Origin of the sequence: Streptomyces sp. A0592 (assembly GCF_004795115.1) — a bacterium.
GTDB classification, from domain to species: Bacteria; Actinomycetota; Actinomycetes; order Streptomycetales; family Streptomycetaceae; genus Streptomyces; species Streptomyces erythrochromogenes.
The window spans coordinates 10,854-36,729 of sequence record NZ_SSBM01000036.1 but is presented as its reverse complement, the minus strand read 5'-3'; the positions used below and the strand labels follow the sequence as shown (position 1 = coordinate 36,729).

27 protein-coding genes are annotated in these 25,876 nt (G+C 72.6%); 17 read left to right on the top strand and 10 right to left on the bottom strand.

Annotation, left to right across the window (positions count from 1 at the left end; all coding sequences use genetic code 11):
* Positions 1 to 83: 83 nt before the first annotated feature.
* Positions 84 to 422 carry a carboxymuconolactone decarboxylase family protein gene (locus E6U81_RS32685; protein WP_136233640.1) on the bottom strand — a complete coding sequence of 113 codons (339 nt, stop codon included), beginning with the start codon at positions 420 to 422 and terminating at the stop codon, positions 84 to 86.
* A 257-nt stretch (positions 423 to 679) separates the two neighbouring features.
* On the opposite strand from E6U81_RS32685, the gene E6U81_RS32680 reads away from it, so the two are divergent.
* The 9 genes from E6U81_RS32680 (at position 680) to E6U81_RS32640 (ending at position 9,499) form a co-directional block, all read left to right on the top strand.
* Positions 680 to 1,663, top strand: a complete 984-nt coding sequence (locus E6U81_RS32680; RefSeq protein WP_136233639.1) for a hypothetical protein — start codon at positions 680 to 682, stop codon at positions 1,661 to 1,663.
* A gap of 52 nt (positions 1,664 to 1,715) precedes the next feature.
* Positions 1,716 to 3,350 carry an MFS transporter gene (locus E6U81_RS32675; RefSeq protein ID WP_136233638.1) on the top strand — a complete coding sequence of 545 codons (1,635 nt, stop codon included), beginning with the start codon at positions 1,716 to 1,718 and terminating at the stop codon, positions 3,348 to 3,350.
* An 87-nt stretch (positions 3,351 to 3,437) separates the two neighbouring features.
* Complete coding sequence (locus E6U81_RS32670) at positions 3,438 to 4,286, top strand: HipA family kinase (protein WP_206310074.1); 849 nt, start codon at positions 3,438 to 3,440, stop codon at positions 4,284 to 4,286.
* The gene (locus tag E6U81_RS32665) at positions 4,283 to 4,666 is read left to right on the top strand and encodes a DUF3037 domain-containing protein (protein WP_030658325.1); all 384 of its coding nucleotides are present in this window, start codon (positions 4,283 to 4,285) and stop codon (positions 4,664 to 4,666) included. The genes E6U81_RS32670 and E6U81_RS32665 overlap by 4 nt, the downstream gene beginning before the upstream one ends.
* 133 nt (positions 4,667 to 4,799) lie before the next feature.
* Entirely contained in the window at positions 4,800 to 5,561 is a 762-nt protein-coding gene (fabG, locus tag E6U81_RS32660; RefSeq protein WP_030820472.1) for a 3-oxoacyl-ACP reductase FabG, read from the top strand.
* A gap of 28 nt (positions 5,562 to 5,589) precedes the next feature.
* On the top strand, positions 5,590 to 6,351 hold the full coding sequence (locus E6U81_RS32655) for an SDR family oxidoreductase (RefSeq protein WP_136233637.1): 762 nt from the start codon (positions 5,590 to 5,592) through the stop codon (positions 6,349 to 6,351).
* A gap of 152 nt (positions 6,352 to 6,503) precedes the next feature.
* Positions 6,504 to 8,087, top strand: a complete 1,584-nt coding sequence (locus E6U81_RS32650) for an ABC transporter substrate-binding protein (protein ID WP_136233636.1) — start codon at positions 6,504 to 6,506, stop codon at positions 8,085 to 8,087.
* A 111-nt stretch (positions 8,088 to 8,198) separates the two neighbouring features.
* Positions 8,199 to 8,867, top strand: coding sequence for a uracil-DNA glycosylase (locus E6U81_RS32645; RefSeq protein ID WP_031149919.1), 669 nt, complete (start codon positions 8,199 to 8,201; stop codon positions 8,865 to 8,867).
* 95 nt (positions 8,868 to 8,962) lie between these two features.
* Complete coding sequence (locus E6U81_RS32640; RefSeq protein ID WP_136233664.1) at positions 8,963 to 9,499, top strand: hypothetical protein; 537 nt, start codon at positions 8,963 to 8,965, stop codon at positions 9,497 to 9,499.
* Positions 9,500 to 9,517: 18 nt separating this feature from the next.
* On the opposite strand, the gene E6U81_RS41365 is transcribed toward E6U81_RS32640, so the two are convergent.
* Positions 9,518 to 9,889: a hypothetical protein gene (locus E6U81_RS41365; protein WP_240804144.1), complete on the bottom strand. Its 372-nt coding sequence runs from the start codon at positions 9,887 to 9,889 to the stop codon at positions 9,518 to 9,520.
* A 288-nt stretch (positions 9,890 to 10,177) separates the two neighbouring features.
* Entirely contained in the window at positions 10,178 to 10,702 is a 525-nt protein-coding gene (locus tag E6U81_RS32630; RefSeq protein ID WP_136233634.1) for a DinB family protein, read from the bottom strand.
* Between the two features lie 84 nt (positions 10,703 to 10,786).
* Between E6U81_RS32630 and E6U81_RS32625 the strand changes: the two genes are divergently transcribed.
* A complete protein-coding gene (locus E6U81_RS32625) occupies positions 10,787 to 11,701 on the top strand; it encodes a Gfo/Idh/MocA family oxidoreductase (RefSeq protein WP_136233663.1) in 915 nt (304 codons plus the stop codon).
* On the opposite strand, the gene lnt is transcribed toward E6U81_RS32625, so the two are convergent.
* The 5 genes from lnt to E6U81_RS32600 form a co-directional block, all read right to left on the bottom strand.
* A complete protein-coding gene (lnt, locus tag E6U81_RS32620) occupies positions 11,637 to 13,211 on the bottom strand; it encodes an apolipoprotein N-acyltransferase (protein ID WP_136233633.1) in 1,575 nt (524 codons plus the stop codon). The two genes, E6U81_RS32625 and lnt, sit on opposite strands and share 65 nt — an antisense overlap.
* A gap of 79 nt (positions 13,212 to 13,290) precedes the next feature.
* The gene (locus E6U81_RS32615) at positions 13,291 to 13,758 is read right to left on the bottom strand and encodes a nuclear transport factor 2 family protein (protein ID WP_136233632.1); all 468 of its coding nucleotides are present in this window, start codon (positions 13,756 to 13,758) and stop codon (positions 13,291 to 13,293) included.
* A gap of 69 nt (positions 13,759 to 13,827) precedes the next feature.
* The gene (locus E6U81_RS32610) at positions 13,828 to 14,004 is read right to left on the bottom strand and encodes a hypothetical protein (protein WP_106967693.1); all 177 of its coding nucleotides are present in this window, start codon (positions 14,002 to 14,004) and stop codon (positions 13,828 to 13,830) included.
* A 115-nt stretch (positions 14,005 to 14,119) separates the two neighbouring features.
* A complete protein-coding gene (locus tag E6U81_RS32605) occupies positions 14,120 to 14,998 on the bottom strand; it encodes an undecaprenyl-diphosphate phosphatase (protein WP_136233631.1) in 879 nt (292 codons plus the stop codon).
* Between the two features lie 48 nt (positions 14,999 to 15,046).
* Complete coding sequence (locus tag E6U81_RS32600; RefSeq protein ID WP_136233630.1) at positions 15,047 to 15,775, bottom strand: VTT domain-containing protein; 729 nt, start codon at positions 15,773 to 15,775, stop codon at positions 15,047 to 15,049.
* 49 nt (positions 15,776 to 15,824) lie between these two features.
* Here E6U81_RS32600 and E6U81_RS32595 point away from each other — a divergent pair, with 49 nt between their 5' ends.
* The 4 genes from E6U81_RS32595 to E6U81_RS32580 all read left to right on the top strand — a co-directional run bounded on the left by E6U81_RS32595 (position 15,825) and on the right by E6U81_RS32580 (position 19,851).
* Positions 15,825 to 16,541, top strand: a complete 717-nt coding sequence (locus E6U81_RS32595) for a DNA alkylation repair protein (RefSeq protein ID WP_136233629.1) — start codon at positions 15,825 to 15,827, stop codon at positions 16,539 to 16,541.
* Between the two features lie 264 nt (positions 16,542 to 16,805).
* On the top strand, positions 16,806 to 17,987 hold the full coding sequence (tuf, locus tag E6U81_RS32590) for an elongation factor Tu (protein ID WP_136233628.1): 1,182 nt from the start codon (positions 16,806 to 16,808) through the stop codon (positions 17,985 to 17,987).
* 92 nt (positions 17,988 to 18,079) lie between these two features.
* Positions 18,080 to 18,937, top strand: a complete 858-nt coding sequence (locus tag E6U81_RS32585) for a patatin-like phospholipase family protein (RefSeq protein WP_136233627.1) — start codon at positions 18,080 to 18,082, stop codon at positions 18,935 to 18,937.
* Between the two features lie 122 nt (positions 18,938 to 19,059).
* Positions 19,060 to 19,851 carry a fused MFS/spermidine synthase gene (locus E6U81_RS32580; protein WP_206310076.1) on the top strand — a complete coding sequence of 264 codons (792 nt, stop codon included), beginning with the start codon at positions 19,060 to 19,062 and terminating at the stop codon, positions 19,849 to 19,851.
* Here E6U81_RS32580 and E6U81_RS32575 read toward each other — a convergent pair.
* A complete protein-coding gene (locus tag E6U81_RS32575) occupies positions 19,838 to 21,193 on the bottom strand; it encodes an MFS transporter (RefSeq protein WP_136233625.1) in 1,356 nt (451 codons plus the stop codon). The genes E6U81_RS32580 and E6U81_RS32575 overlap by 14 nt on opposite strands.
* Positions 21,194 to 21,273: 80 nt before the next feature.
* Positions 21,274 to 22,311 carry a hypothetical protein gene (locus tag E6U81_RS32570; RefSeq protein WP_136233624.1) on the bottom strand — a complete coding sequence of 346 codons (1,038 nt, stop codon included), beginning with the start codon at positions 22,309 to 22,311 and terminating at the stop codon, positions 21,274 to 21,276.
* A gap of 96 nt (positions 22,312 to 22,407) precedes the next feature.
* Here E6U81_RS32570 and E6U81_RS32565 point away from each other — a divergent pair, with 96 nt between their 5' ends.
* From E6U81_RS32565 to E6U81_RS32555, 3 genes are all read left to right on the top strand, one after another.
* Positions 22,408 to 22,860 (top strand): DUF4442 domain-containing protein, encoded by a 453-nt coding sequence (locus tag E6U81_RS32565; protein ID WP_173429180.1) that lies wholly within the window; start codon positions 22,408 to 22,410, stop codon positions 22,858 to 22,860.
* 109 nt (positions 22,861 to 22,969) lie between these two features.
* Complete coding sequence (locus tag E6U81_RS32560; protein WP_031149951.1) at positions 22,970 to 23,170, top strand: type II toxin-antitoxin system VapB family antitoxin; 201 nt, start codon at positions 22,970 to 22,972, stop codon at positions 23,168 to 23,170.
* Between the two features lie 116 nt (positions 23,171 to 23,286).
* Positions 23,287 to 25,824 (top strand): glycoside hydrolase family 3 C-terminal domain-containing protein, encoded by a 2,538-nt coding sequence (locus tag E6U81_RS32555; protein ID WP_136233623.1) that lies wholly within the window; start codon positions 23,287 to 23,289, stop codon positions 25,822 to 25,824.
* Positions 25,825 to 25,876: the final 52 nt, after the last annotated feature.

Sequence of the window (25,876 nt, the reverse complement as noted above, 5' to 3'; positions counted from 1 at the left end):
GACTCGTGACGCACGACGTACGCACCCCGGGAAAAGCGGCGGCCGCGCCGGGTCCCGGGTGTCCTGCGGGCGGTCGCTCCACCTCAGCCCATGGCTTCCATCTGTGCCTCGGCCTCCGCCTCGGCGACGGCTATGGCCACGCCGAGCGCCCGGGTGATGTTGCCCGCCGCCGTCATCACGCGGGCGGTGCCGACGATGGGGGCGATGGCGACCAGTACGTCCTGCAACTGCTCCGCCGTCAGCCCGGCCTTGAGGGCGGGGTCGATGTGCGCGACGTAGGAGATCGGGGGAGCGTCCGAGGCGGCGAGGGCCGCGATGCGGATCAGGAGCAGCGTGTTCGGGTCCATCCCGCAGCGCTCCAGCGAATCGTCCGTCATGGCGGCGAGGGTGTCCAGAACCGGGGTTTCAGATGCAGTGGACATGTCGCATGCCCTCCTGGGGTGTGGTGCGCCGAGCGCGGGGACTGGGCCGAGGGAGCGGCCGCCCCGAGTCCCGGCACGCAGCCTCGCCCTCAACTCTAGGTCTGCCGTCCGCGGGGCGCGCGAGGGCGCGGAGCGGTCACCGTACGGGTCGGGTGCGGTACGCAGGGGCACCTGCCGCGGGGCCGCGGGTGCGGGGACGCGGGGCGGTGCGCAGCATGGAAGCACCCCGTCCGACGACCCCGCGCCCGGAGCGCCCCGTGAAGAGAACGAGCCCGAGCCCCGCCCCGCAGGCCCGCGCCGCCGCGGCCCTCCTGGCGGCCGCTCTCACCGCCCTCGTCGCGCTGTCGGGCGGCCCCGCCCACGCGTTCACCGGCGACAACCACGAGGAGATCACCCGTGGCGCTCTGCCCTGGCAGCCCGTCACCCTCGCGCAGATGGCCGACGCCCGGGACGGGGCGATCAACGCCAACGACAAGCGTCCGTACTTCGACCTCGGCCCCCTGCACTGCGACAACGCCGACTACCTGGCGCCGCGCCACGACCCCCACTACCCCCGCACCAGGGACGAGGCCACCACCGAGCTCATCGCCTGCGTCGGCACGTCCGTGGCGCGCTTCCGCAATGCCGTGCGGGCGGCCGACGGGCTCGTCGACGCCGACGGCAGGGTCCGCGCGGACCAGAGCGACCTGTCCGCGCCCTGCACCTGGGACGAGCGGCCGGGACCGGCCAAGTGCGACGTCCTCGAACAGCTCGGCCGCGGCTGGCACCAGCTCGAGGACTTCTACTCGCACTCCAACTGGGCCGACGAAGCGGCCCCCGGCCCGGTCGGGGTCGTCAACCCGCCGGGGCTGGGCCGTACCGGCGTCGCACCGTTCTTCGACATCCGCCGCTACAGCGGGATGGCGGACGCCGACTGGAACCGGGAGGTCCGGGCCCTCGTCCCCGAGGACCTCGCGACCGGCTGCTACCCGGACTTCGACTCCACCGGGGTCAAACCCGCCGACTGCGAAGGGCGCGTCGCCCACAACCGCGACCTGAACAAGGACACCCCCGCGTCAGCCCGGGCCGCGACGGGCGACAACTTCCGCCGCGCCACCGCGGGGGCCACCGCCGAGATCACCCGCCAGTGGAACGCCTTCAAGGACGAACTCCTCTCCGCCCATCCCGAGCGCGGGCGCGGCGCCCAGATGGTCTGCGCCCTCGTCCACGACGACCCGGTGGCCGACTGCCCGTCCGGCTGACTCCCGGGCGGGTCGTCCGGCCGCTCCCGCAGCCGGCTGGAAGCATGCCCCCATGGCATCCAGGGCAGGGACCGCGACCGGGAACCCGGCGAAGGCACGACTCGTCCTGATGACTCTCGCGGCGGGCCAGTTCCTGATGGCGCTCGACAGCTCCGTCATGAACGTCTCCATCGCGACGGTCGCCGACGACATCGGCACGACCGTCACCGGGATCCAGGGCGCCATCACGGCCTACACCCTCGTGATGGCCATGCTCATGATCCCCGGCGGCAAGGTCGGGGTGCTGATCGGCCGCAAACGCGCCTTCCTCATCGGCTGCGTCATCTACGGCTGCGGCTCCCTCGTCACCTCGCTCGCACCCAACCTGACGGTGCTGCTGATCGGCTGGTCCTTCCTGGAAGGAGTCGGGGCGGCACTCATCCTGCCCGCGATCGTCGCGCTCGTCGCCGGCAACTTCCCCGTCGAACGCCGGCCCGCCGCCTACGGTCTCGTCGCGGCGGCCGGCGCGATCGCCATCGCGCTCGGGCCCCTCATCGGCGGGATCGCCACGACCTACTTCTCCTGGCGGTGGGTCTTCGCCGGAGAGGTGCTGGTGGTGGCCGGCATCCTCCTGCTCGCCCGCCCCATCGCGGACGCCGTGAGCGAGGAACGTCCGCGCATCGACCTCGTCGGCGTCGTCCTCTCGGCGCTCGGGCTCGGGATCTTCGTCTACGGCGTGCTCCGCTCCGACGAGTGGGGCTGGTTCAGGCCGAAGACGGGCGGGCCCGCCTGGTTCGGGGTCTCCCTGACCATCTGGCTCATGCTCCTCGGGATCTTCCTGGTCTGGCTCTTCCTCCGCTGGGAGCACCGTCTCGTGAGGCGGGGCCGGGAACCCCTCGTCGACCCGGCCATGCTGGAGAACAAGCAGCTCACCGGCGGGCTGACCATGTTCTTCTTCCAGTACCTCGTGATGATGGGCATCTTCTTCGTCGTCCCGCTCTACCTGTCGGTGGCCCTCGGACTGTCGGCACTGGCCACCGGAGCCCGGCTGCTGCCCCTGTCGGTGACCCTGCTGGCCGCCGCCGTCCTGATCCCGCGGTTCCTCCCCGACGTGTCGCCGCGCCGTGTGGTGCGGCTCGGGACCCTGGCCCTGCTCGTGGGAGCGGTGATCCTCATGGCGGCGCTCGACGCGGACGCCGGGGCGGAGGTGGTCACCGTCCCCCTGCTGCTGATCGGGCTCGGGATGGGCGCGCTGGCGTCCCAGCTCGGAGCGGTCACCGTCTCCGCGGTGCCGCAGTCGCAGTCCGCGGAGGTGGGCGGCGTCCAGAACGCCGTCACCAACCTCGGCTCCTCCATCGGCACGGCACTCGCCGGATCGATCATGATCGCGGCGCTCACGTCCTCCTTCCTGACGAGCGTCCAGGCGAACCCGGCCGTCCCGAGCAGCGTCAAGAGCCAGGCCACCGTGCAGCTCGCGAGCGGTGCGCCCTTCCTCTCGGACGCCCAGCTGGAGAGCGCGCTCGCCGAAGCCGGCGTCAGCCCGGAGGTGACCGAGGCCGCGCTGGGGGCCAACGAGGAGGCGAGGCTGGACGGGCTGCGGGCGGCCCTTGCCATCCTGTCCTTCGCCGCGCTCCTCGCGCTCTTCTTCACCCAGCGCATCCCGACCGCCCAGCCCTCCTCGGCGGAGGCGGAGGACGCGCCGGCGTGAGCGCCGGAACGGCCGGATCCGCCGGATTCCGCCCAGGGCGGGAAAATCCTTTGATCGTGCACCTTGTTCGCCCGATAGCCTGGGAAAATGCTCACAGAAGTGATCGCGACCCGCTATGTGACGCCCCTGCGTGAGGGCGGCTCGCTTCCCGGGATCGTCGAGGCCGACGACCTCGGTACCTACGTCATGAAGTTCACCGGCGCCGGCCAGGGCCGCAAGACCCTGGTCGCCGAGGTCGTCTGTGGCCGCCTCGCCCAGCGGCTGGGCCTGAGGGTCCCCACGCTGGTGCAGATGCAGCTCGACCCCGTGATCGGGCTCGCCGAGCCCGATCAGGAGGTCCAGGAGCTGCTCAAGGCCAGCGGCGGCCTCAACCTCGGCATGGACTACCTGCCGGGCTCCATCGGCTTCGACCCGCTCGCGTACCGGGTGGATGCGGCCGAGGCGGGGCGCGTGATCTGGTTCGACGCCCTGATCAACAACGTCGACCGGTCGTGGCGCAACCCGAACATGCTGGTCTGGCACGGGGACCTGTGGCTCATCGACCACGGCGCCACCATGATCTGGCACCACAACTGGCCCACGGCCCAGGCCGCCGCCGCCAAGCCCTACAACGCCTCCGACCACGTACTGGCCCCCGTGGGCCCGGACATCGAGGCCGCGGCCGCCGCGCTCGCCCCCCTGGTCACCGAGGAACTGCTCACCGAGGTCACCGCCGAGGTGCCGGACGAGTGGCTCGTCGACGAGCCGGGCTTCGACTCCACGGACGCGCTGCGCCGGGCCTACGTGGAGGCGCTGCTGCCGCGCGCGGCCACGATCCACGAGAGGATCTCGCTGGAGGCCGAGGTGAAGGCGCCGGCCGGGCCTCCCGGCTGGCTCACCGACCACCTGCCGGAATGGCCCCACAAGACCCACAAGAAGAAGAGCGGCGACGAGTGACCAAGCGGGACGTGTTCGAGTACGCGCTGGTGCGCGTGGTGCCCCGGATGGAACGCGGAGAGTGTTTCAACGCCGGTGTGATCGTCTACTGCCGGGCGCATTCCTACGTCGCCGCGCGCACCCACCTCGACGAGGCGAAGCTCCTCGCGCTGGACCCGGCGGCCGACGTGGCCGGGGTACGGGCCGCCCTGCGCGGGGTCGAGGGCGTGTGCGGCGGCGGCGAGGCGGCGGGGCAGGCGGCGGGCGACGACGCGGGACGCCGGTTCCGCTGGCTGATCGCCCCGCGCAGCACGGTGGTGCAGCCGGGGCCGGTGCACACCGGCCTGACGGCCGACCCCGCGGCGGAGGTGGAACGGCTGTTGGACCTCCTCGTCCGCTAGCGGGTGTCCGCGGCCGGTGTCGAACCGGCGGCCGTTGACACGGGGTGCCATGGCTCCTAGCGTCTCCTCAGCTGAAGCTACTAAGCGGTTGCTCACCTCTGGGCGACCGCTTCTCAAGGGCGAGGAGAACAGCATGTCCACCACCGAGCAGCGCGTCGCGATCGTGACCGGGGCGGCCCGGGGCATCGGCGCGGCCACCGCCGTGCGCCTGGCCGCCGAGGGCCGGGCCGTCGCCGTACTCGATCTCGACGAGGCGGCCTGCAAGGACACCGTCGAGGCCATCACGGCGGCCGGCGGCCGGGCCCTGGCGGTCGGCTGCGACGTCTCGGACGGAGCCCAGGTGGAGGCGGCCGTCGAGCGCGTCGCCGCCGAACTCGGCGCCCCCACCATCCTGGTCAACAACGCGGGTGTGCTGCGCGACAACCTGCTCTTCAAGATGAGCGAGACCGACTGGGACACGGTCATGAACGTGCACCTGCGCGGCGCCTTCCTGATGTCGAAGGCGTGTCAGAAGTACATGGTGGAGGCCAAGTTCGGCCGCATCGTGAACCTCTCCAGCAGCTCGGCGCTCGGCAACCGCGGCCAGGTCAACTACTCGGCGGCCAAGGCCGGTCTGCAGGGCTTCACCAAGACCCTGGCCATCGAGCTCGGCAAGTTCGGCGTCACCGCCAACGCGGTCGCCCCCGGCTTCATCGTCACCGAGATGACCGCCCAGACGGCCGCCCGCGTCGGCATGGGCTTCGAGGACTTCCAGGCGGCCGCGGCCACCCAGATCCCCGTCCAGCGCGTGGGCCGTCCGGACGACATCGCCAACGCCATCGCCTTCTTCACCGGCGAGGCCGCCGGCTTCGTCTCCGGCCAGGTCATGTACGTGGCCGGCGGCCCCCTCAACTGACACGACGACGAGAGGCAGGGCGTACGTCATGAAGTACAGCGGTACCGACAGCGGCAACGTCGCGCTGATCACCGGGGCGAGCCGGGGCATCGGCTACGGCATCGCCGAGGCGCTGGTCGCCCGGGGCGACCGGCTCTGCATCACCGGGCGCAACGAGGAGGCCCTCAAGGAGGCCGTCGAGCGCCTCGGCGCGGACCGGGTGATCGGGGTGGCCGGGAAGGCGCACGACGAGGCCCACCAGGCCCACGCGGTCGAGCGCACGATGGAGGCCTTCGGCCGGGTCGACTTCCTGGTGAACAACGCGGGCACCAATCCGGTCTTCGGTCCGATCGCGGACCTGGACCTCGGGGTCGCGCGGAAGGTCTTCGAGACCAACGTGATCTCGGCGCTCGGCTTCGCGCAGCGGACCTGGCACGCGTGGCAGAAGGAGAACGGCGGCGCGATCGTGAACATCGCGTCGATCGCGGGCGTCTCCGCCTCGCCCTTCATCGGGGCGTACGGGATGAGCAAGGCCGCCATGGTCAACCTCACCCTCCAGCTCGCCCACGAGATGGCACCGGGGGTCCGGGTCAACGCGATCGCCCCGGCGGTGGTCAAGACGAAGTTCGCCCAGGCGCTCTACGAGGGCCGCGAACAGGAGGCCGCGGCGGCCTATCCGCTCGGCCGGCTCGGGCTCCCGGAGGACATCGGAGGGGCCGCGGCGTTTCTTACATCTGCACAAGCGGAATGGATCACGGGGCAAACTCTGGTCGTCGACGGTGGGATGTTCCTCAATGCCGGGGTGCACTGACCGATAATCGGACGTATTTGCCTCCGAAAGGGAGGTAAATGTGTATCGAATATGCACGGAACCGGTCAAGTGCCTCACGAAACCAACCCATTGGATTCGTGGGGCACTGCGGTAGGGTCTGCCGCACCCCTGGCTGATCGAGGAGCGTGCACGTGTTCAACCGGACCAGATGCCTGCAGATCACTGCGGCCCTTGCGTCCATATCCCTGCTCGCCGGTTGCGGCCTGCTGTCGGATGACGACGGCGACGAAGCGAAGCGGATCGTCGTCGGTACCACGAGCGCGCCGAGCACCCTCGACCCCGCCGCGGCGTGGGACGGTTCCTGGGAGCTGTACCGGAACGTCTACCAGACCCTGCTGGCCTTCCCCACGGGCTCCACCAAGCCCCAGCCGGACGCCGCCCAGAACTGCGAGTTCACGGACGGCGCGAGCCAGGCCTACCGCTGCACCCTGCGCAAGGGCCTGAAGTTCTCCAACGGCGAGCCCCTCGACTCCAAGGCCGTCAAGCACTCCCTCGACCGGATCAGGACGATCGGCTCCAAGGTCGGCCCGAAGGACCTCTTCGGCAGCCTGGACAAGATCGAGACCCCGGACGCGCTGACCGTCGTCTTCCACCTGAAGACCTCGGACGCCACCTTCCCGTACGTCCTCGGCTCGCCGGCGGCCTCGCTGGTCGCGCCCAAGGACTACCCCGCGGACAAGGTCCGGGAGGACGGCAAGATCACCGGCTCGGGCCCCTACCTGCTGGACTCGTACAAGGACGGCGACGAGGCCGTCCTCTCCGAGAACAAGGGCTACACCGGCTTCGCGAACCGCCAGAACAAGGCCGTGACCATCCGCTACTACGCGGACTCCCAGAAGATGGTCGCGGACCTCAAGGCCAAGGAGCTGGACGCCACCTACCGAGGCCTGTCGGCCCCGCAGGTCACCGACCTCCAGAGCCCCGCCGCCCACGCGCTGGGCGTCCAGGTCGTCGAGAACGTCGGCGCCGAGATCCGCTACCTGGTCTTCAACCCGAAGGACCAGGCGGTCAACAAGCTCGCGGTCCGCCAGGCCATCGCCCAGGTCATCGACCGCGGCACGCTCGTCTCCAAGGTCTACCAGGGCACCGCGGAGCCGCTGTACTCGATGGTTCCCAAGGGCGTCGTCGGCCACAAGACGCCGTTCTACGACAAGTACGGCGCGGCGGACGTCGGCAAGGCCAAGAAGATCCTCAAGGAGGCCGGGATCAACCAGCCGGTCGACCTGACCTTCTGGTACACCACCGACCGCTACGGCTCCTCCACCGCCGAGGAGTTCACCGAGATCAAGCGGCAGCTCGACGAGAGCGACCTCTTCCGGATCACCCTGCGCAGCCAGCCCTGGAAGGCCTTCCAGGAGGGCTACAAGGGCCAGGAGTACCCGGTCTTCGGCCGAGGCTGGTTCCCCGACTTCCCGGACCCGGACAACTTCATCGCGCCGTTCGTCGGCAAGGAGAACGCGGTCGGCACCCCGTACGAGCAGAACGAGATCCTGACCGACCTGCTGCCCAAGTCCCGCCGCGACAGCGACCGCTCCTCCGGGGTCCAGGAGTTCGAGAAGGCCCAGCAGATCTTCGCCGAGGACGTCCGGCTGCTGCCCCTGTGGCAGGGCAAGCTCTACGTCGCCGCACGCGAGGACATCGCGGGCGCCGAGCGGGCCCTCGACCCGCAGACCGCCATGCAGATGTGGGAGCTGTACCGCAAGACCAGCTGGTAGCCGCGGTCCCGCCCGGGAGATCTCCCGGGCGGCCGACGCGTTGTCAGAGGCCCCCGGTAGGTTCTGGAGCAGTTGCACGAACATGTACCGGAGGTTGTCGCCGTGACCCAGATGCTGCCCGAGTCCTGGCTCCCCGTCCTCGGCGGGGAGCTGGACCAGCCCTACTTCAAAGAGCTCACCGAGTTCGTCGAGAAGGAGCGGGCGAACGGGCCGGTCTACCCGCCCCGCGAGCAGGTGTTCGCGGCGCTGGACGCCACGCCCTTCGAGCAGGTGAAGGTCCTCGTCCTCGGCCAGGACCCCTACCACGGCGCCGGCCAGGGGCACGGCCTGTGCTTCTCCGTGCAGCCCGGGGTCAAGACCCCGCCCTCGCTGCGCAACATCTACAAGGAGATGAAGGAGGAGCTCGGCCTTCCCGTCCCCGACAACGGGTACCTGATGCCGTGGGCCCAGCAGGGCGTCCTGCTGCTCAACGCGGTGCTCACCGTCCGGGAGGCCGAGCCCAACTCGCACAAGGGCAAGGGCTGGGAGAAGTTCACCGACGCCGTGATCCGCGCGGTGTCCGAGCGGCCCGACCCGGCCGTCTTCGTCCTGTGGGGCGCCTACGCCCAGAAGAAGATCCCGCTCATCGACGAGGAGCGGCACGTGATCGTCAAGGGCGCCCACCCCTCCCCGCTGTCGGCCAAGAAGTTCTTCGGCTCCCGGCCCTTCACGCAGATCAACGAGGCCATCGCCGCCCAGGGGCATGAGCCGATCGACTGGCGGATCCCGGACCTCGGCTGACGCCCCACCGCGCCTCGGCGCCAGAGCCGGTGCCTCCGGCTAGCTTCGTGACGACCGGACCGGAGCAGGTCCGGCAGAGCGAGCCGGAGGCCGCCGTGACCGAGCAGCAGGAGGCGTCGGAGGACGCCGTCATGACGAGGATCGGCCAGGCGGTCATCCTGCTGCACGCCGGGGACCGGGAGGAGGCCCGCAACCGGCTCGGCGAGATCTGGCAGGAGATCGGCGAGGAGGGGGACTCCCTGCACCGGTGCACCCTCGCCCACTACATGGCCGACGCCCAGGACGATCCCGCCGACGAGCTGGCCTGGGACCTGCGGGCTCTGACCGCCGCCGACGCCCTGGGCGAGGGGCCCGGGAACGGGCGCGGGGACGGGCGCCGGGCGCAGCGGGAACCGCTTCCCGCGATGCGCGGCTTCTACCCGTCCCTGCACCTGAGCCTGGCCGCCGACTACCTGAAGCTCCAGCGGCCGGAGGCCGCCCGGGTCCACCTGGCGCGGGCCCGCGCGGCTGCCGGCGCCCTGTCCGACGACGGTTACGGCAACGGCGTACGGGCGGCCATCGCCCGGCTGGAGCGCCGCCTCGCCGCAGAACCCGGTGCAGAGCGCCCCAGGCCCTTCCCCGAACAGTCGTAAGGCGTGTCCAGCAGCACCTCAGCCGCCGTGGACGCCCGCGCAGATCCGGGCCTCCGGGCTGTCGGGGTGCCAGCGGCCGTGGCGCCGGCCCAGCGCGCAGACGTCGGCCGGCCGCACCGGCAGCTTCCGCATCAGCTCACGCTCCGCCTCGGCGTCGGGCCGGGCACGCCGCCGGGGGCCGTCAGGAGGCCCCTGGGCGGGCTCGGCGGCCCGCCGGGGCTCCGGGATGTCGGGGACCGGCGGAGCGCCCGGTACCGGCCCGCCGCGGGCGCCTTGGGCGGGGCGCTCGGCCGCCCGTACGGCGGGTAGCCCGGCCGCCGGTCGCGCGGGCTCCTCCGGGGCCGCCTCGACCGCCTCCAGGGCCTCCAGGGCGGGTGCCCGGACAGCCACGGGGGCGGCCCCCGGACCGCCGCGCGGCTCGTGCCGGGGCGGGACCCCGGCGGCGGGGGCCGCCGCGGGCTGCACGGGTCCGGGGCTCACATGGACACAGCCGGAGACCGCCGAAACGGCGCAGGCGACTCCGAGCAGCAGCTTTGTCGTGGTTCGCGTGGGATGCACCCGCGCAACTCTGCTGTGTGAGGACCCCGTTGCGAAAACCAGGAGCCCATATTCACCCCGCACGGGTGACGGGCGGCCGGGTGACCGGCGGATCGCCGGCCGCCCCGGGCCGCCCCCGGTTCATTCGCCGGTGGCGCCGTCTATCTGCTCGCGCAGCAGGTCCGCGTGGCCGTTGTGGCGCGCGTACTCCTCGATCATGTGGGTGTAGACCCAGCGCAGGCTGAACACCTCGCCGCGGTGGTGGCTCTCGGCCTTGGACACCAGGTCCAGCGACCGGCCCGCGGCGGCCTGCCGAGCCCGCTCGACCTCCGTCCGCCACACCTGCTCGGCCTCGGCCCAGGTGGCCGCCTCGGTGAAGTGGAAGTCTCCGTCCCGGTCCTCGTCCGTGACGTACAGCTCCGGCACCTCCTCGCCCAGCATGATCTCCCGGAACCAGTACCGCTCCACCTCCGCCATGTGCCGTACGAGCCCCAGGAGGCTCAACTCGGAAGGCGCGAGCGGGGTCCTGCGCAGCTCTTCGTCCTGCAGTCCCTCGCACTTCCACAGGAGGGTGGCGCGGTGGTAGTCGAGCCAGCCGTCGAGCATCTCCCGTTCGGCGGCGGTGGTGGAGGGTTCGGCGCGGTGTGATCCTGAACTGGTTGTCATGGAGCCCATCCTGAGCGAACAGGGCCTGCGGCCACCAGGGATTAAGCTGCCAAGATCCCACAAGGACCGAACTTGGAGGCCCCGGTGAAGGTCGGCTGCATCGGACTCGGCGACATCGCGCAGAAGGCGTACCTGCCCGTCCTCACCACCCGCGCGGACATCGAACTGCACCTGCAGACCCGCACTCCCGAGACGCTGGAACGGGTCGGTGCGATCCACCGGGTCCCCGCCGCGCACCGGCACACCGATCTCGACGCCCTCCTCGCCGAGGGGCTCGACGCGGCCTTCGTGCACGCACCGACCGGTGCCCACCCCGAGATCGTCTCCCGGCTGCTGGAGGCCGGTGTGCCGACGTACGTGGACAAGCCGCTCGCCTACGAGTTGGCGGCGTCCCGGCGGCTCGTGGAGCTTGCCGAGGAGCGCGGGGTCGCGCTCGCCGTCGGCTTCAACCGCCGCTTCGCGCCCGGGTACGCGCAGTGTGCCGACCACCCGCGCGACCTGATCGTCATGCAGAAGAACCGGGTCGGCCTGCCCGAGGACCCGCGCACCCTGGTGCTCGACGACTTCATCCACGTCATCGACACCCTGCGCTTCCTGCTCCCCGGCGAGGTCGAGCACACCGACGTACGGGCGGTGATGCGCGACGGACTGATGTGCCAGGTGGTGCTGCACCTCTCCGGCGCCGGATTCAGCGCGCTCGGCATCATGAACCGCCTGTCCGGATCCAACGAGGAGGTCCTGGAGGTCTCCGGGACCGACACCAAGCGGCAGGTCGTCAACCTCGCCGAGGTCATCGACCACAAGGGCCAGCCCACCGTGCGCCGCCGCGGGGACTGGGTGTCCGTCGCCCGCCAGCGCGGCATCGAGCAGGTCGTGGACCACTTCCTGCAGGCGGTCGCAGAGGGCCGGACCCTCAGCGCACGCGACGCGCTGCTCACCCACGAGCTGTGCGAGCTGGTGGTGAACTCGGCTCTGGAACAGGCGGCGAAGGCCTCCTGAGCGAACGGGCGCCCGCCGCACCGCAGTAGAGGGCGAGGGCGGCCAGGGCCGCGGTCACCGGCCAGTCCCCGAACCGGACGTAGAGGGTCTGGCCCCTGGCGAGCGGCACCTCGTACACCTCGGCGGTCCGCGCCGAGGTGGGCAGTGCGGAGCCGATGCGCTCGCCCGACGGGCCGTTGACGACGCTGACCCCGGTCAGGGTCGCGTGGACCATCGGGCGGCCGTTCTCGGCCGCGCGCAGGGCCGCCAGGGAGGCGTGCTGGGCCGGTGCCCAGCTGTCCTGGAAGGTGGAGGTCGCCGACTGGGCGATCAGGAGGGAGGCTCCGTCGCGGGTGAGGCGCCTGCTCATGTCGGGGAACGCGGACTCGAAGCAGACCAGCGGGCCGATACGGACGGCCGTGCCCCCTTCGTGCTGTCCCGGCAGGTCCATCACCACCGGGGCGTCCCCCTGCATCCGGTCCTCGCCGGCCGCCCTGCCGACCGAGGTGGCCCAGCCCAGCAGCGCCCGGGCCGGCACGTACTCCCCGAAGGGGACCAGCCGCATCTTGTCGTACCGGTCGCCCGTCGGTCCGCCCGGCCCGACGAGCACCGCGCTCTTGTAGATCCCAGGGCGGTCCGCCCGCCGCGCGTCCACGTTCACCAGCAGCGGAGCCCCGACCTCCGCGGACAGCGCAGCCAGCCGGCGGGCCAGGTCCGGGCGGGCCGACAGGTCCTCGCCCACACTGCTCTCGCCCCACACCACCAGGTCGACCCGCTGCCCGGCCAAGGGCCGGGTCAGCCGCTCGCCGGCCGTGAACCGCCGCTCCGCACTGTCGGGGCCGTCGGGCACCGGCCCCGGCTGTACGACCGCCACCCGCAGCCCGCCGGACTCCGCGGGCCGGACCGCCCACACCCACACCGCGCCGGTCAGCAGCGCGCAGCCCGTGAGCCCGGCCACCGCCGGTACCCGTGCCCCGGGCACGGCCACCAGGAGCACCACGGCGCAGTTCACCGCCACCAGCACCAGACCGATCAGCCACACCCCGCCCACCGACGCCAGCCGGAGCGCCGGCGGGACCTGCCACTGACTGGCCCCCAGCAGCCCCCACGGCCCGCCCAACCCCTGCCAGGAGCGGACCAGCTCCGACAGCAGCCACCCCGCCGGTACGAGGACCAACGCGCAGGCCGCCCGGCCCGCCGAGGGGCGGCCGCCGAGCAGCTCCCGCACCAGCAGCGCCCAGGGGATCCACAGCACCCCCAGCAGGGCGGCCACCGGGATCAGGAACACGTGCAGGCTCGGCAGCAGCCAGTGGTGCACCGCCAGGATGAACCCGGCGCCGCCTAGCCAGCCCTCCAGGGCCGCCCTCCGCCCGCCGGGGGCCGACCTCAGCAGCAGCATCCAGGGCACGAGGGCCACGTAGGCGAACCACCACAGCGCCGGGGCGGGGAACGCGAGGGCGGGCAGCGCCCCTGCGGCGACCGCGGCGGGCGCGCGCCAGCGGCGGGACCACCCGTGGTGCTTCGGGATCATGGCGCGCCTCCGCTTCCAGTGTGGCAGTGCAGGGCAGAACCGCCCTCCGGGCCGCGCGAACGGGGTCCGGGGGACGCGCTCACGCGGTCATGTGCCGCCACTTCTCGTGCACGGTGACGCGGGTGAGCCGCCAGCCGTCCCGGGTACGGGCCAGCGCGAAGGTGTAGCGGCCGGCGGCCACGAAATTCGGGGAGGTGACCGTGCCGTCGGCCTCCGGCCCCTCCAGCCGCATCGGGTTGAGGAAGTCCGCCCGGACCTCGGCGCTGTCACCGGGCGAGCCGGCGACGTCCTCCAGCCGGATCAGGCGGTTGACGATCAGGTGCTGACGGACGGGGAAGAGCGCCATGGCCTGCGCGAGCCACTCCGCGACCTGCGCCACCGGCCCCTCGATCCCGCCCGCCGAGCTGTAGTCGGCCCGCCCGCCGGCGGTGAACAGGGCCCGGTAGGCGGTCCAGTCGCCATCGTCGACGGCCACCGCGTACCCCGTGACCACGTCGTCGATCGCCAGCCGGTCCATTACCGTCGCGAGATCCACACGCTGCGTCATCGGGTCAGTGTGGGGCTGCACGGGCACGAGGCCAAGGGGCGTGCGCCGACCGGATCCCCGCGCGGCCCGTCAGTGACCGGAACGTGCCTCCCGCTGCCGGACCACGACGAGGAACGCGTCGCTCGCGAGATCCATGACCACCTCGGCCGGTACGCCCTCGCGCATCCGCTGCGCCGCGTACTCCTCGGCGGGCCAGCTCCCCCGCGGACTTCCGGCCGGAAAACGCTCCAGTACCACTCGTCCCATGGGACACCCCCTGCTGCTTGCCTTCCGCTCTCTTTGTAACCAACGACGCGAAGGCCGCCCGGGAACGTTCCCGGGCGGCCTGAAGATTCACGCGAAGTGGTGGATTCCGGCGCCGCTACGAGCCGGACTCACCGGCGTGCGGGCTCAGCACTCCCATGCTGATCAGCACGAACAGCACGATGCCGAGCAGGATCCGGTAGATCACGAAGGGCATGAAGCTCTTGGTGGTGATGAACTTCATGAACCACGCGATCACGGCGTAGCCCACGAAGAAGGCGATGACCGTCGCGAAGACCGTCGGACCCCAGGAGATGTGGCCAGGGTCCTCCATCACGTCCTTGATCTCGAAGGCGCCCGAGGCCAGTACGGCCGGGATGGCGAGGAGGAAGGAGTAGCGGGCGGCGGCCTCGCGGGTGAAGCCCAGCAGCAGACCGCCGGAGATCGTCGCACCGGAGCGGGAGACACCCGGGATCAGGGCCATCGCCTGGCAGAAGCCGAAGATCAGGCCGTCCTTGACGCCGAGCTGCTGGAGCGTCTTGCGCTCGCGGATCGCCCGGTGCCGGCCGCCCTCCTCGTCACGGGCGGCAAGCCGGTCGGCGATGCCGAGCACGATGCCCATCACGATCAGGGTCGTGGCCGTCAGCCGCAGGTCGCGGGCCGGTCCGACGATCGCATCCTTGAAGACGAGGCCGAGGATGCCGATCGGGAGCGAGCCGACGATCACCAGCCAGCCCATCTTGGCGTCCTGTTCGGAGCGCAGGGCCTTCGTGTACAGGGACCGGAACCAGGTGGAGATGATCCGCGCGATGTCCTTGCGGAAGTAGATCAGAACGGCGGCCTCGGTGCCGATCTGGGTGATGGCCGTGAAGGCCGCTCCTGGGTCGTGCCAGCCGGCGAATGCCGCGGTCAGCCGCAGGTGGGCGCTGGAGGAGATCGGGAGGAACTCCGTAAGCCCCTGGACGAGACCGAGGATTAGGGATTCGAACCAGCTCATGTCGGGGTGCGCTCGTCCTTGTGATCGTCGGGCAGTTCGGGTCCGATGCTAGGGCCCGTGCGAAGCGCCGCTGACCACTGGGGGGTGCTGTGGGGTCAGTTCATACGCCGGACCGCCGGTACGAGGGGGTGCCAGGCGGTGCCTTTTGCGCCAGCCGACGACCCCCGCGGCCACCACGGAGACCACGATGAAGCCGAACGAGATGAGGAACGCGGGGGATCCGGGGGAGGACGCGCTGGCCCCCGCGATCACGTACGCGGTGGTGTTCGGGACCACGCCGAGCGCCGTCGCGAGAAGGAACGAGGTCCAGCCGCAGCGGGACACCGCCGCGCAGTAGTTGGCCACCACGAAGGGCACCCCGGGGAAGAGCCGCACCGCCAGCATCGAGCGGAAACCGTGCCGGCTGAGCTGCCCGTCGGCCGCTTCCAGCCAGCGCCCGCGCAGCAACGGACGCAAAGCCTCCTGACCCATCAGCCGGCCGAGCCCGAAGGCGATCCCGGCACCCAGCACGGTGCCCCCGACCGCCGCGACGAGGCCGAACTGCGTACCGAAGACGGCTCCCGCGGCAAGGTTCAGCAGGGGGCGCGGCACGAACGCCGTCGAGCACACGCCGTACACGGCTGCGAACAACAGGACGGCCGTGCCCACCGGGAGACCCGGGGGCCAGCCCTCCGCGAGGATCCGCTGGGGTTCGTAGACCAGCACGCACACGCCGGCCGCGGCGAGCAGCACGACGAGCAGCGCCAGCCGGGTCCACGGCGCGAGGAGGAGGGACATCCCGGGAGACTAGCCCAGCTATGCGGCATCGCGCCGTAATCTGGGCCTCATGCTGTCGAACGACGGGCGGCCCCCCAGGGTTCCCCGCAGCGCCCTCGCGGACACCCTGCTGGAGCGGCTGACCGCAACATACGCGCCCGCGGCCGATCCCGTGCGGGCCGAGGCCATGACCGCGTACATGAGGCACGTCGCACCCTTCCTCGGGATCCCCACACCGCTGCGCCGCGAACTGTCGAAGACAGTGACCAAGAACACTCCCCGCCCGTCCGAGGCGGACGTCGCGGCGGTCGCGCTGCGCTGCTGGCGGCTTCCCCAGCGGGAGTACCACTACTTCGCGGTCGACTACCTGCGCCGCCACGTCGGCACGTGCTCCTCCGGGCTCCTCCCGGTCGCCCGGTACCTGATCACCACCGTCCCCTGGTGGGACACCGTCGACCTGCTCGCCGCGCACACGGTCGGCCCGCTGGTGGCCGCGGACCCCGACCTCGCCCTCGTGATGGACGAGTGGATCGGCGGCGAGGACCTGTGGCTCGCCCGCACCGCCCTCCTCCACCAGCTCCGTTACAAGGACGCCACCGACAGCTGCCGGCTCTTCGCCCACTGCCGCCGCCAGGCCGGCCACCCCGACTTCTTCCTCCGCAAGGCCATCGGCTGGGCCCTGCGCGAGTACGCGAAGACCGACCCCGACGCGGTGCGCGCCTTCGTCGACGCCGAACGCGGCGCCCTGTCCCCGCTGTCCGTACGCGAAGCGCTCAAGAACCTCTGAGCGTCCGCCGGTTCGCCCGGTAAATCATTCGACGGACGCGGGACGGTCCGGCAGGATCGGGGACATGTCCCGGTACGCCTTCCCCGCAGCGCCGTCCGCAGTCGCGGACGCGCCGAAGGCTGCCGAATTCGCGGACGCACCCGTCTTCGCCGCATTCGACGGCGCACGAAGCTGACCCTTCCCGGATCGTCCGGCGGACCCCGCAGGGGGAGGGTCGGCTCGGTTCAGGGGTCCCGTCCACGCTTCGAGCAACGGGAAGAGATCATGGCCAAGACGGCCTTCGTGCGGACCAAGCCGCACCTCAACATCGGCACCATGGGTCACGTCGACCACGGCAAGACCACCCTCACCGCCGCCATCACCAAGGTCCTCGCCGAGCGCGGGGGCGCGTCCTTCGTGCCCTTCGACCGCATCGACCGGGCTCCCGAGGAGGCCCGGCGGGGCATCACCATCAACCTCACGCACGTCGAGTACGAGACCGACACCCGCCACTACGCCCACGTCGACATGCCCGGTCACGCGGACTACATCAAGAACATGGTCACGGGAGCGGCGCAGCTCGACGGCGCGATCCTCGTCGTCTCCGCGCTCGACGGGGTCATGCCGCAGACCGCCGAGCACGTGCTCCTCGCCCGCCAAGTCGGCGTCGACCACATCGTCGTCGCGCTCAACAAGGCCGACGCCGGGGACCCCGAGCTGACCGACCTGGTCGAGCTGGAGGTCCGCGAACTGCTCACCGCGCACGGGTACGGCGGTGACGGCGCACCCGTCGTACGGGTCTCCGGGCTCGGGGCGCTGGAGGGCGACCCCCGCTGGACCGGGGCGATCGAAGCCCTGCTGGACGCCGTGGACACGTACGTGCCCACGCCCGTGCGCTACACCGAGGCGCCGTTCCTGCTGCCCGTCGAGAACGTGCTGACCATCACCGGGCGCGGGACGGTCGTGACCGGCGCCGTCGAGCGGGGCAGCATACGCCTCGGCGACCGCGTCGCCCTCCTGGGCGGCGACGGCGAGCCGCACGAGACGGTCGTCACCGGGCTGGAGACCTTCGGCAAGCCGATGGAGTCCGCCGAGGCCGGGGACAACGTCGCGCTGCTGCTGCGCGGGGTGCCGCGCGACGGCGTGCGCCGCGGGTACGTGGTGGCCGCCCCCGGCAGCGTGACGCCGAAGCGGCGCTTCACCGCGCAGGTGTATGTGCTATCCGGGCGCGAGGGCGGCCGTACGACGCCGGTCGCCAGCGGCTACCGGCCGCAGTTCTACATCCGCACCGCCGACGTGGTGGGGGACGTGGACCTCGGCCTCGCGGGCGTCGCCTGGCCCGGCGAGACGGTCGCGATGACCGTCGAGCTCGGACGGGACGTCCCGCTGGAGTCGGGGCTCGGATTCGCGATCCGTGAGGGCGGACGGACCGTCGGCGCCGGGACGGTGACGGCCGTCCTGGACTGACCGGTCCGACCGGGACCCCGCTGTGGTGGCGGCAGTAGGGCTGCGCCAGACTGCCGCCACCACAGGCATGCGCACGGCGAGGGGGCGGCGGGATGGGCGGCGGCACGGCACTGGTGCTCGGCGGCGGCGGACTGACCGGCATCGGCTGGGAGTGCGGAATCCTCTACGGGCTCGCCCGCGCGGGCGTGGACCTCACCACCGCGGACCTGGTGGTGGGCACCTCGGCCGGCTCGGTGGTCGGCGCCCAGCTCACCTCCGGGCGACTCGGCGCGCAGGAGCTGTACGAGCGCCAGCTCGGCGACGCCGCCGGGGAGACCGTCGCCAGGCTGGGCGCGGGCGTCATCGCCCGGTACGCACTGGCGATGGCGCGCTCCCGCAGCGACGCGGCAGGCTACCGCCGGCGGGTCGGTGCCATGGCGCTGGCCGCGGACACCGGCCCCGAGGCCGAGCGCCGCAAGGTGTTGGCCGCCCGCCTGGTCTCGCACGAGTGGCCCGAGCGGCGGCTCGTGGTCACCGCGGTCGACGCGCTCACCGGCGAGCTCAAGGCCTTCGACCGGGACAGCGGCAGCGGGCTCGTCGACGCCGTCGCGGCCAGCTGCGCGGTCCCCGGGGTGTGGCCCCCGGTAACGGTCGGCGAGCGCCGCTTCATCGACGGGGGCATCCGCTCCGCCACCAACGCCGACCTGGCCGCCGACTACGCGCGCGTGGTGATCCTCGCCCCGATCGCACTCGGCTCCGGGCTCGTCCCCGCACCGGCCGCGCAGGCGGCCCGGCTGCGCGAGGCGGGGGCGAAGGTCCTGCTCATCACCCCGTCGGCCACGGCCCGCAAGGCCTTCGGGCGCAACGTCCTGGACCCGGCCCGGAGGGACCCGGCGGCCCGCGCCGGCCTGGCGCAGGCCGCGGCGCACGTCGCCGAGGCGGCTGCCGTCTGGTCGGGCGGGACGCACTGAGGCCCGCCGGCCGGACGGCCTGAGGCCCACGCCCCGGTATTGCGGGCCTGCCGGACAATGGAGCGGTGAGCGACGAACGGATCCCGGTGATACGGGACGTGGGCCAGGGCACCGCCAAGCTGATGCCGGACGTCGACGGGGAGCGGGCCTGGCTGCTGACGGTCGACGGGGCCCCGCAGTCCTATGTGGACCTGGACGATCCGCAGCACCTGGAATTCGAGTACGTACGCCGCCTCGCGCACGTCCTGGACTGCGCGGCGGAGCCGGGGCGCCCGCTGGACCTGCTGCACCTGGGCGGCGGCGCGCTCACCCTGCCCCGCTACGCCGCGGCCACGAGGGCCGGATCCCGGCAGTCGGTGGTCGAGTTCGACGCGGGCCTGGTCGAGCTGGTCGCCGAGCACCTGCCGCTGCCGGAAGGGGCCGGGATCACCGTGCACACCGCCGACGCCCGGGCCTGGCTGGAGGCGGCGCCCGCGGGCAGCGCGGACGTGGTGGTGGCCGATGTGTTCGGCGGTTCGCGGGTGCCGGCCCAGCTGACCTCGCTGGAGTACGCGCGGGAGGCCGCGCGGGTGCTGCGGCCCGGCGGGCTGTACGCGGCGAACCTGGCGGACGGTGCGCCCTTCGACTTCCTGCGGACGCAACTGGCGAACTTCGCCGCCGCCTTCGCGGAGCTCGCGCTCGTCGCCGAGCCGTCCGTGCTGAGGGGCCGGCGCTTCGGGAACGCCGTGCTGCTGGCCTCCGACGCGCCGCTGGACGTGGGGGCGCTGGCCCGGCGGTGCGCGTCCGACGCCTTTCCCGCCCGGGTCGAGTACGGCGCCGGACTGGCCCGCTTCGTCAGGGGTGCGGCCACCGTCTCCGACGCGGACGCGGCCCCCTCGCCGGCTCCGCCGGAGGGCGCCTTCAGCCTGGGGTGAGGCTCGTCGAGTCGGACGGGGCGGACGAGGACGGCGATGGCTTCGGGGCAGCGGCGGGGTCGGAGGGGACGGGGCCGCCGGTCTTGTGGACGGACGGCTTGCGCGTCATGCGGCGCACGTCCGGGACCAGCAGGACCAGAGCGGTGACCAGGACGACCAGGGTCGCGCAGCCCCACAGGGCCTCGGTGCGGCCGAAGGCCGATTCGACCGGCCCGGCCAGGGCCGTGGCCAGCGGGAGCATCGAGACCGACCCGAACCAGTCGTAGGCGGACACCCGGGAGAACTTCTCCTCCGGGATCTCCTGGTGCATCGTCGTCATCCAGTTCACGCCGAAGACCTCGATCGCGGCTCCGCTGACGAACATCACCGCGCACAGCCCCCACACCGGCAGCGGCACGGCCAGTCCGGCCGACGGCAGCGCCAGCGGGAACACGCACAGCGTCCCGACCAGCAGCAGCCGCCGCGGCTTCCACACGACCATCAGGACCGCTCCGGCGATGGTGCCGACGCCGAACAGTGCCAGGGCCAGGCCCCAGGGCGCCGGCCCGCCCAGTTGGTCCCGGGCGACCAGCGGACCGTAGACCGCCTCCGCGGCGCCGACGACCGCGACGACGACGGAGAACTGGAGCACGATGCTCCACAGCCAGGGCCGGGTGCGGAACTCCACCCAGCCCTCCCTCAGGTCGGCCAGGAGACCGCCGCCCGGGGCCCGGTCGGACGTATGGCTGACGTCGAGGAAGGCGCGCAGCGCCCCGGCGATCGCGAACGCGGCGGCGTCCACCGCCAGCACCCAGCCCGGGCCCATTGCGGCGATCATCGCCCCGCCGAGGGCCGCACCGCCGATGCCGGCGCCGTTCATGGCCATGCGGAAGAGGGCGAAGGCGCGGTTGGCGTGTTCGCCGGAGACCGTGGAGAGCAGCATGCCCTCGGCCGCCGGGTTGAAGAAGGCCGTACCGGTGCCGCACAGGGCCGTCAGCAGCATCATCTGCCACAGCTGCGGGTCGCCGGTGAGGACGAGCACCGCGAAGAGGCCTTGCGAGACGCAGTTCAGGGCGTTGGCGGCGACCATCACGCGGTGGCGCGGCAGCCGGTCGGCCACGGCTCCGCCGATGAGGAGGAAGAGGACGAGCGGCAGCGTGCGGGCGGCCGCGACCAGGCCCACGTCGCCGCCGGAGCCGCCGGCTTCCAGGACGGCGAAGGCGGAGGCGATGAGCGCCCCGTGACTGCCGAGGTTCGTGACCACCGCCGCACCCGTGAGCAGGGTGTAGTTGCGGCCGGCCCACTCCGGCCGGCTGCGGCGGGGCGTGGGGGTGCGGTGCGGTGCGTCGGGGGGAGAGCTCACCCCCGGACTATCCCCGCCCCGGGCCGGGAAATCCAAATGGATATCCGGCCCGGGGCGGGGCGAGCGGGTTCAGCCGGAGATCATCCGGTGCTGAACCGGATGGAGCTGAGGATCTTGTCGGAGATGTCAGTCGGGACCTCTTCCTTCACACCGGCCGCGGTGACCAGGGCGAAGCTGGCGAAGTCACCGGCGGCGTTCCGGAAGGCGAAGCCGACCGCCTTGCCGTCGGTGGAGCACTTGTGCTCCTTCTTCACGTTCGGCGCGGTCGCGACGACCATGTGGCCCTTGATGCCGGAGGCGGTCGTGAACTCCTTGGGGTCGGTCACCTTGACCGTTCCCTTGGGCTCCTTCTGGGCGAAGCCCGCCCACACCCACGTGCCGGTGTTGTCGGTCGCGGCCTGGGCGGTGTCCTTGGCTCCCTGGGCGCCCTTGACGCCGGCGTCCGCGATCGAGAACTTCTCGAGGTTGCCGTCGGCGTCCTTGTCGACGGTGCACCACTCCTGCTTGAGGGTGGCGGTGCCGGACATGGTGATGACCGGCTTGCCGTCGTTCTTGACATCGTCCTCGTAGAAGAGGGAGACGCCGGGGTCGTTGACGTTCCACTCCGGGGGAACGTCGTAGGCGACGTTGTACTTCGTGTTGGTGACGACCTTCCAGCCCGGGATGACGGGCTGCATGGCGCCGCCGGCCCGCGGATTGGCGCTGCTGCCGGCCGGAGCGGGCGCCTCCACCGGTGCCGAGGAGCTCGCGACCGGCTTGTTGTCGGCCTCGGTGTTCTTGTCGTCCCGCGTCAGGACGTAGGCGCCGGTCGCAGCTGCCGCGACGACCACCGCGGCGGCCGCGACGATGGCCACGGTCTTCGTCGAGTACGGGCTCCCGCCGGAGGGCTGGGGCGGCTGGGGCGGCTGGGGCTGGCCCCAGTGCTGGCCGGGGACGGTCGGGGGCTGCTGGTAGCCCGGTTGCTGCGGGTAGCCGGGCTGCTGCGGGTATCCGTAACCCGGCTGCTGCTGGTACGGGTTCGGCTGCGCCGGCTGTCCCGGCGGCTGCGCGTACGGGTTCTGATGCGCGTCCTGGGGGTTCTGCTCGCCCCCGGGCGGCTGCTGCTGTCCTGGCCACATGGCCGGTAACGATAGTGGGAGCGGTGCCGGGGAGCCACGGCCGCCCCCTGAAGAGCTCTGGCCAATCCTGTCTACTCGCGGGTAACATAGCGTTCCATGAGCGCAGACCAGATGAACGTGGGCGAACTGCTCGCCGCGACCGTGCCGATGGCCCGGACCCTGAACCTCGAGTTCCTGGAGACCACCCCCGAGCGTGCGGTCGTCCGCCTTCCGGACCAGCCCGACTACCACAACCACGTCGGCGGCCCGCACGCCGGCGCCATGTTCACCCTGGCCGAGTCCGCGAGCGGGGCCATCGTCCTGGCCGCCTTCGGCGACCAGCTCTCCCGGGCCGTCCCCCTCGCCGTGAAGGCCGAGATCGGCTACAAGAAGCTCGCCAAGGGCGTCGTCACCGCCACCGCCACCCTCGGCCGCCCGGCCGCCGAGGTCGTGGCCGAGCTCGACGCGGGCGGCCGCCCCGAGTTCCCGGTCACCATCGCCATCCAGCGCGAGGACGAGGCCGTGACCGGCGAGATGACCGTCGTCTGGACCCTGCGCCCCAACGCGTAACGCCCGGCCCGGTACGTGCCCGCCGCCCATGGGGCGGCGGGCACGTACTGCTTCCGGCTTCCGGCGATAGAGTCCTGGGAGTTCCGGCACGACGATGGAGGGGGTACCCGTGGCCAAGGTCAACATCAGCCTCGACGCCGAGCTCGTGGTGGAGGTGATGGTGCTCGCCGGGGTCGGCTCCCCGCAGGACGCGGTGGAGGCCGTCGTGCGGGACTACATCGCGCGCGGACACCGCACCGAGGCCCGCGTCCAGCGCCAGGACGAGCCCCGGCGCACCACCGACAGCCTCCCGCCCCTGCCGGAGGGCTGAACCTGGGCGCGCCCGGTGGCGCGTCTCGGCCGGGCCCGCGGGCCCGCGGCGCACAGTGGCACGGGGAGCGGTCCGGCGCGGGCCGCTCCCGCCGACCCACGCCGCAGGGAGCACCCATGAGCGAGGACGTGTCCAGACGTTCGGCGATGCGGCTGATCGCGGCGGCGGGCGCTGCGGGTGCCGTGGGTGCCTCCCTGGGGGCCGGCGGCTGCGCCCCCACCGTGCCGCCGGGAGCCGTCCCGAGGTGGTCCGCGAGCGGCGCACCGGGCGCGCCCGCCGCCGGGAGCGGCACCGGCACCGGAGGCGCCGCCCGGATCGACGCCCTGCTGGAGCGGCTCACCCTCGAGGAGAAGACCTCCCTGCTGCACGGGGCCGTCGACCCCGCCCCCCGGGGCCAGGCCGGATACGTGCCCGGCGTACCGCGGTTGGGCATCCCGGCCCTGCGCCTGGCCGACGGGCCCGCCGGGGTACGGGTCGACCGGCCCGCCACCGCACTGCCCGCGCCCGTGCTGCTCGCCTCCGCCTTCGATCCCGCACTGGCCCGGGAGTACGGACGCGTCATCGGCCGCGAGGGCCGGGCCCTCGGCCAGGACGTCGTGCTGGCCCCCATGGTCAACCTCATCCGCACCCCGTACGGCGGCCGGAACTTCGAGACCCTCTCCGAGGACCCGCGCCTGACCGCCGACCTGGTCGGCGAGCTGGTCCGCGGCATCCAGGACGAGGGACTCATCGCCGCCGTCAAGCACTTCGCCGTCAACAACCAGGAACAGGGCCGCGACACCATCGACGTGACCGTCGGCGAGCAGACACTGCGCGAGACCGAGCTGCGGGGCTTCGAGGCCGCCGTCGCCGCCGGCGCCGGCGCCGTGATGGGCGCCTACAACAAGGTCAACGGCGTCCACGCCTGCGAGAGCAGGCCACTACTCGACGAACTGCTCCGGGGGAGCTGGGGGTTCGACGGCTGGGTGGTCTCCGACTGGGGCGCCGCCCACAGCACCGTCGCCGCCATCCGTGCCGGCCTCGACATGGAGATGCCCGCAGGCACCCACTTCGGCGAGCCACTGCGCGAGGCGGTGCGCGGCGGCTCCGTGCCCGAGGCCGCCGTGGACCAGGCCGTGCACCGGATCCTGACCACCATGGACCGCTTCGGGCTGCTCGCGGCCCGCCGGCCCGCCCGGCCCCCGCGCGACGCCGCGGCCGGGGCCCGGGTCGCCCGCAAGGTGGCCACCGCCGGGGCGGTGCTCCTGCGCAACGAGCACGGCACCCTCCCGCTGACCGGGGCCGCGGCCCGCTCGATCGCGGTGATCGGGCCCACCGCCCAGGTGCCGTTCACCGGCGGCGGGGGCAGCTCGCACGTGGTACCGGACGGGGCGGCCGCCCCGCTCAACGCCATCCGGCGGCGCGCCGGGAACGGCGGGGCCGTGCACCACGCCGTCGGCGAGGACGTCTACGGGCGGCCGCTCCCGGCGAAGCTGCTGACCCCGGCCGCTGACCTGGAGGCACGCGAGGTCGGGCCCGGGCGCGTGTGGACGTACGAGGGCGAGTTCCGCCTGGCGGCGGACGACGAGTGGACCCTGCTGGTCCACTACACCGGGAAGCGGCCCGGCGTACGCCTCGACGGGGAGGAGCTGTTCCCCGTCCGGCAGGGCATGGCCGAGCACTACGCGGGCGGACTGCTCGGCTCCGCACCCGACGGGATGGCCGTGCGCCGCCGTACCCTCGCGCTCAAGGCGGGCACCCACCGGCTCGCCGTGACCGCCGCCGGCGGGGACAAGGGCCAGCGGCTGCGCCTGCGCCACATCACCGGGGCGATCCGGGCCGCAGACCTCGCCGAGGCGGTGCGGACCGCGAAGGCGGCACGCAGCGTGGTCCTGTTCGCCTACGAGGACTCCACCGAGGGCAGGGACCGCACCTCACTGGCGCTCCCCGGCGGGCAGGAGCGGCTGATCGAGGCGGTGGCCGCCGCGAACCCCCGTACGACGGTCGTGCTCAACACCTCGTCCGCCACGACCATGCCGTGGCTCTCCCGTACCGGAGCGGTCCTCCAGATGTACTACCCGGGGCAGGAGGGTGCCGGAGCCACCGCCGACGTGCTCTTCGGCGACGTGGACCCCGGGGGCCGCCTCACCCAGACCTTCCCGGCCGACGAGCGGACGACCCCGGTCGGCTCGGACCCGGCGCGCTATCCGGGGGTGGGCGGCCGGCAGGAGTACGCGGAGGGCGTCCACGTGGGCCACCGCTGGTACGACACCAAGCGCGCGACCCCGCTCTTCCCCTTCGGGCACGGCCTGTCCTACACGACCTGGCAGTACGAGAAGCTCACGGTCCGGCCGCAGCGCGGCGGACTGCGCGTGGAGTTCACGGTCCGCAACACCGGCCGGCGCAAGGGCACGGACGTGGCCCAGGTGTACGTGGGCCCCTCCGAGGAGCTCCGGCTCGACCAGCCCGTGCGCGCACTCGCCGGCTACCGGCGGATCACCCTCGCGCCGGGCGCGGCGCAGCGCGTCACCGTCGACATCGACGCCCGGACGTTGTCGTCGTGGGACCCGGAGAAGCACGCCTGGGTGCGGGGCACCGGCCGCCGCGAGGTGTTCGCGGGGCGTTCCTCGCGGGAACTGCCTCTGAGGTCAAAGGTCGTGCCGGCGAGCCGATAGGCTGCCCGTTCGGCGTGTCACAGGGGGCGCGCCGGGGACGATTCGGGAGGAC

Bases quoted from the DNA above. Each gene is read 5' to 3' on its own strand.
- fabG (WP_030820472.1), top strand. From the start codon at position 4,800: ATGTCCACCACCGAGCAGCGCGTCGCGATCGTGACCGGGGCGGCCCGG.
- E6U81_RS32675 (WP_136233638.1), top strand. From the start codon at position 1,716: ATGGCATCCAGGGCAGGGACCGCGACCGGGAACCCGGCGAAGGCACGA.
- E6U81_RS32600 (WP_136233630.1), bottom strand. From the start codon at position 15,775: ATGTCCCTCCTCCTCGCGCCGTGGACCCGGCTGGCGCTGCTCGTCGTG.
- tuf (WP_136233628.1), top strand. From the start codon at position 16,806: ATGGCCAAGACGGCCTTCGTGCGGACCAAGCCGCACCTCAACATCGGC.
- E6U81_RS32595 (WP_136233629.1), top strand. From the start codon at position 15,825: ATGCTGTCGAACGACGGGCGGCCCCCCAGGGTTCCCCGCAGCGCCCTC.
- E6U81_RS32685 (WP_136233640.1), bottom strand. From the start codon at position 422: ATGTCCACTGCATCTGAAACCCCGGTTCTGGACACCCTCGCCGCCATG.
- E6U81_RS32610 (WP_106967693.1), bottom strand. From the start codon at position 14,004: ATGGGACGAGTGGTACTGGAGCGTTTTCCGGCCGGAAGTCCGCGGGGG.
- E6U81_RS32570 (WP_136233624.1), bottom strand. From the start codon at position 22,311: ATGTGGCCAGGACAGCAGCAGCCGCCCGGGGGCGAGCAGAACCCCCAG.
- E6U81_RS32655 (WP_136233637.1), top strand. From the start codon at position 5,590: ATGAAGTACAGCGGTACCGACAGCGGCAACGTCGCGCTGATCACCGGG.
- lnt (WP_136233633.1), bottom strand. From the start codon at position 13,211: ATGATCCCGAAGCACCACGGGTGGTCCCGCCGCTGGCGCGCGCCCGCC.
- E6U81_RS32615 (WP_136233632.1), bottom strand. From the start codon at position 13,758: ATGACGCAGCGTGTGGATCTCGCGACGGTAATGGACCGGCTGGCGATC.
- E6U81_RS32585 (WP_136233627.1), top strand. From the start codon at position 18,080: ATGGGCGGCGGCACGGCACTGGTGCTCGGCGGCGGCGGACTGACCGGC.
- E6U81_RS32580 (WP_206310076.1), top strand. From the start codon at position 19,060: ATGCCGGACGTCGACGGGGAGCGGGCCTGGCTGCTGACGGTCGACGGG.
- E6U81_RS32605 (WP_136233631.1), bottom strand. From the start codon at position 14,998: ATGAGCTGGTTCGAATCCCTAATCCTCGGTCTCGTCCAGGGGCTTACG.
- E6U81_RS32645 (WP_031149919.1), top strand. From the start codon at position 8,199: ATGCTGCCCGAGTCCTGGCTCCCCGTCCTCGGCGGGGAGCTGGACCAG.
- E6U81_RS32630 (WP_136233634.1), bottom strand. From the start codon at position 10,702: ATGACAACCAGTTCAGGATCACACCGCGCCGAACCCTCCACCACCGCC.
- E6U81_RS32555 (WP_136233623.1), top strand. From the start codon at position 23,287: ATGAGCGAGGACGTGTCCAGACGTTCGGCGATGCGGCTGATCGCGGCG.
- E6U81_RS32670 (WP_206310074.1), top strand. From the start codon at position 3,438: ATGCTCACAGAAGTGATCGCGACCCGCTATGTGACGCCCCTGCGTGAG.
- E6U81_RS32565 (WP_173429180.1), top strand. From the start codon at position 22,408: ATGAGCGCAGACCAGATGAACGTGGGCGAACTGCTCGCCGCGACCGTG.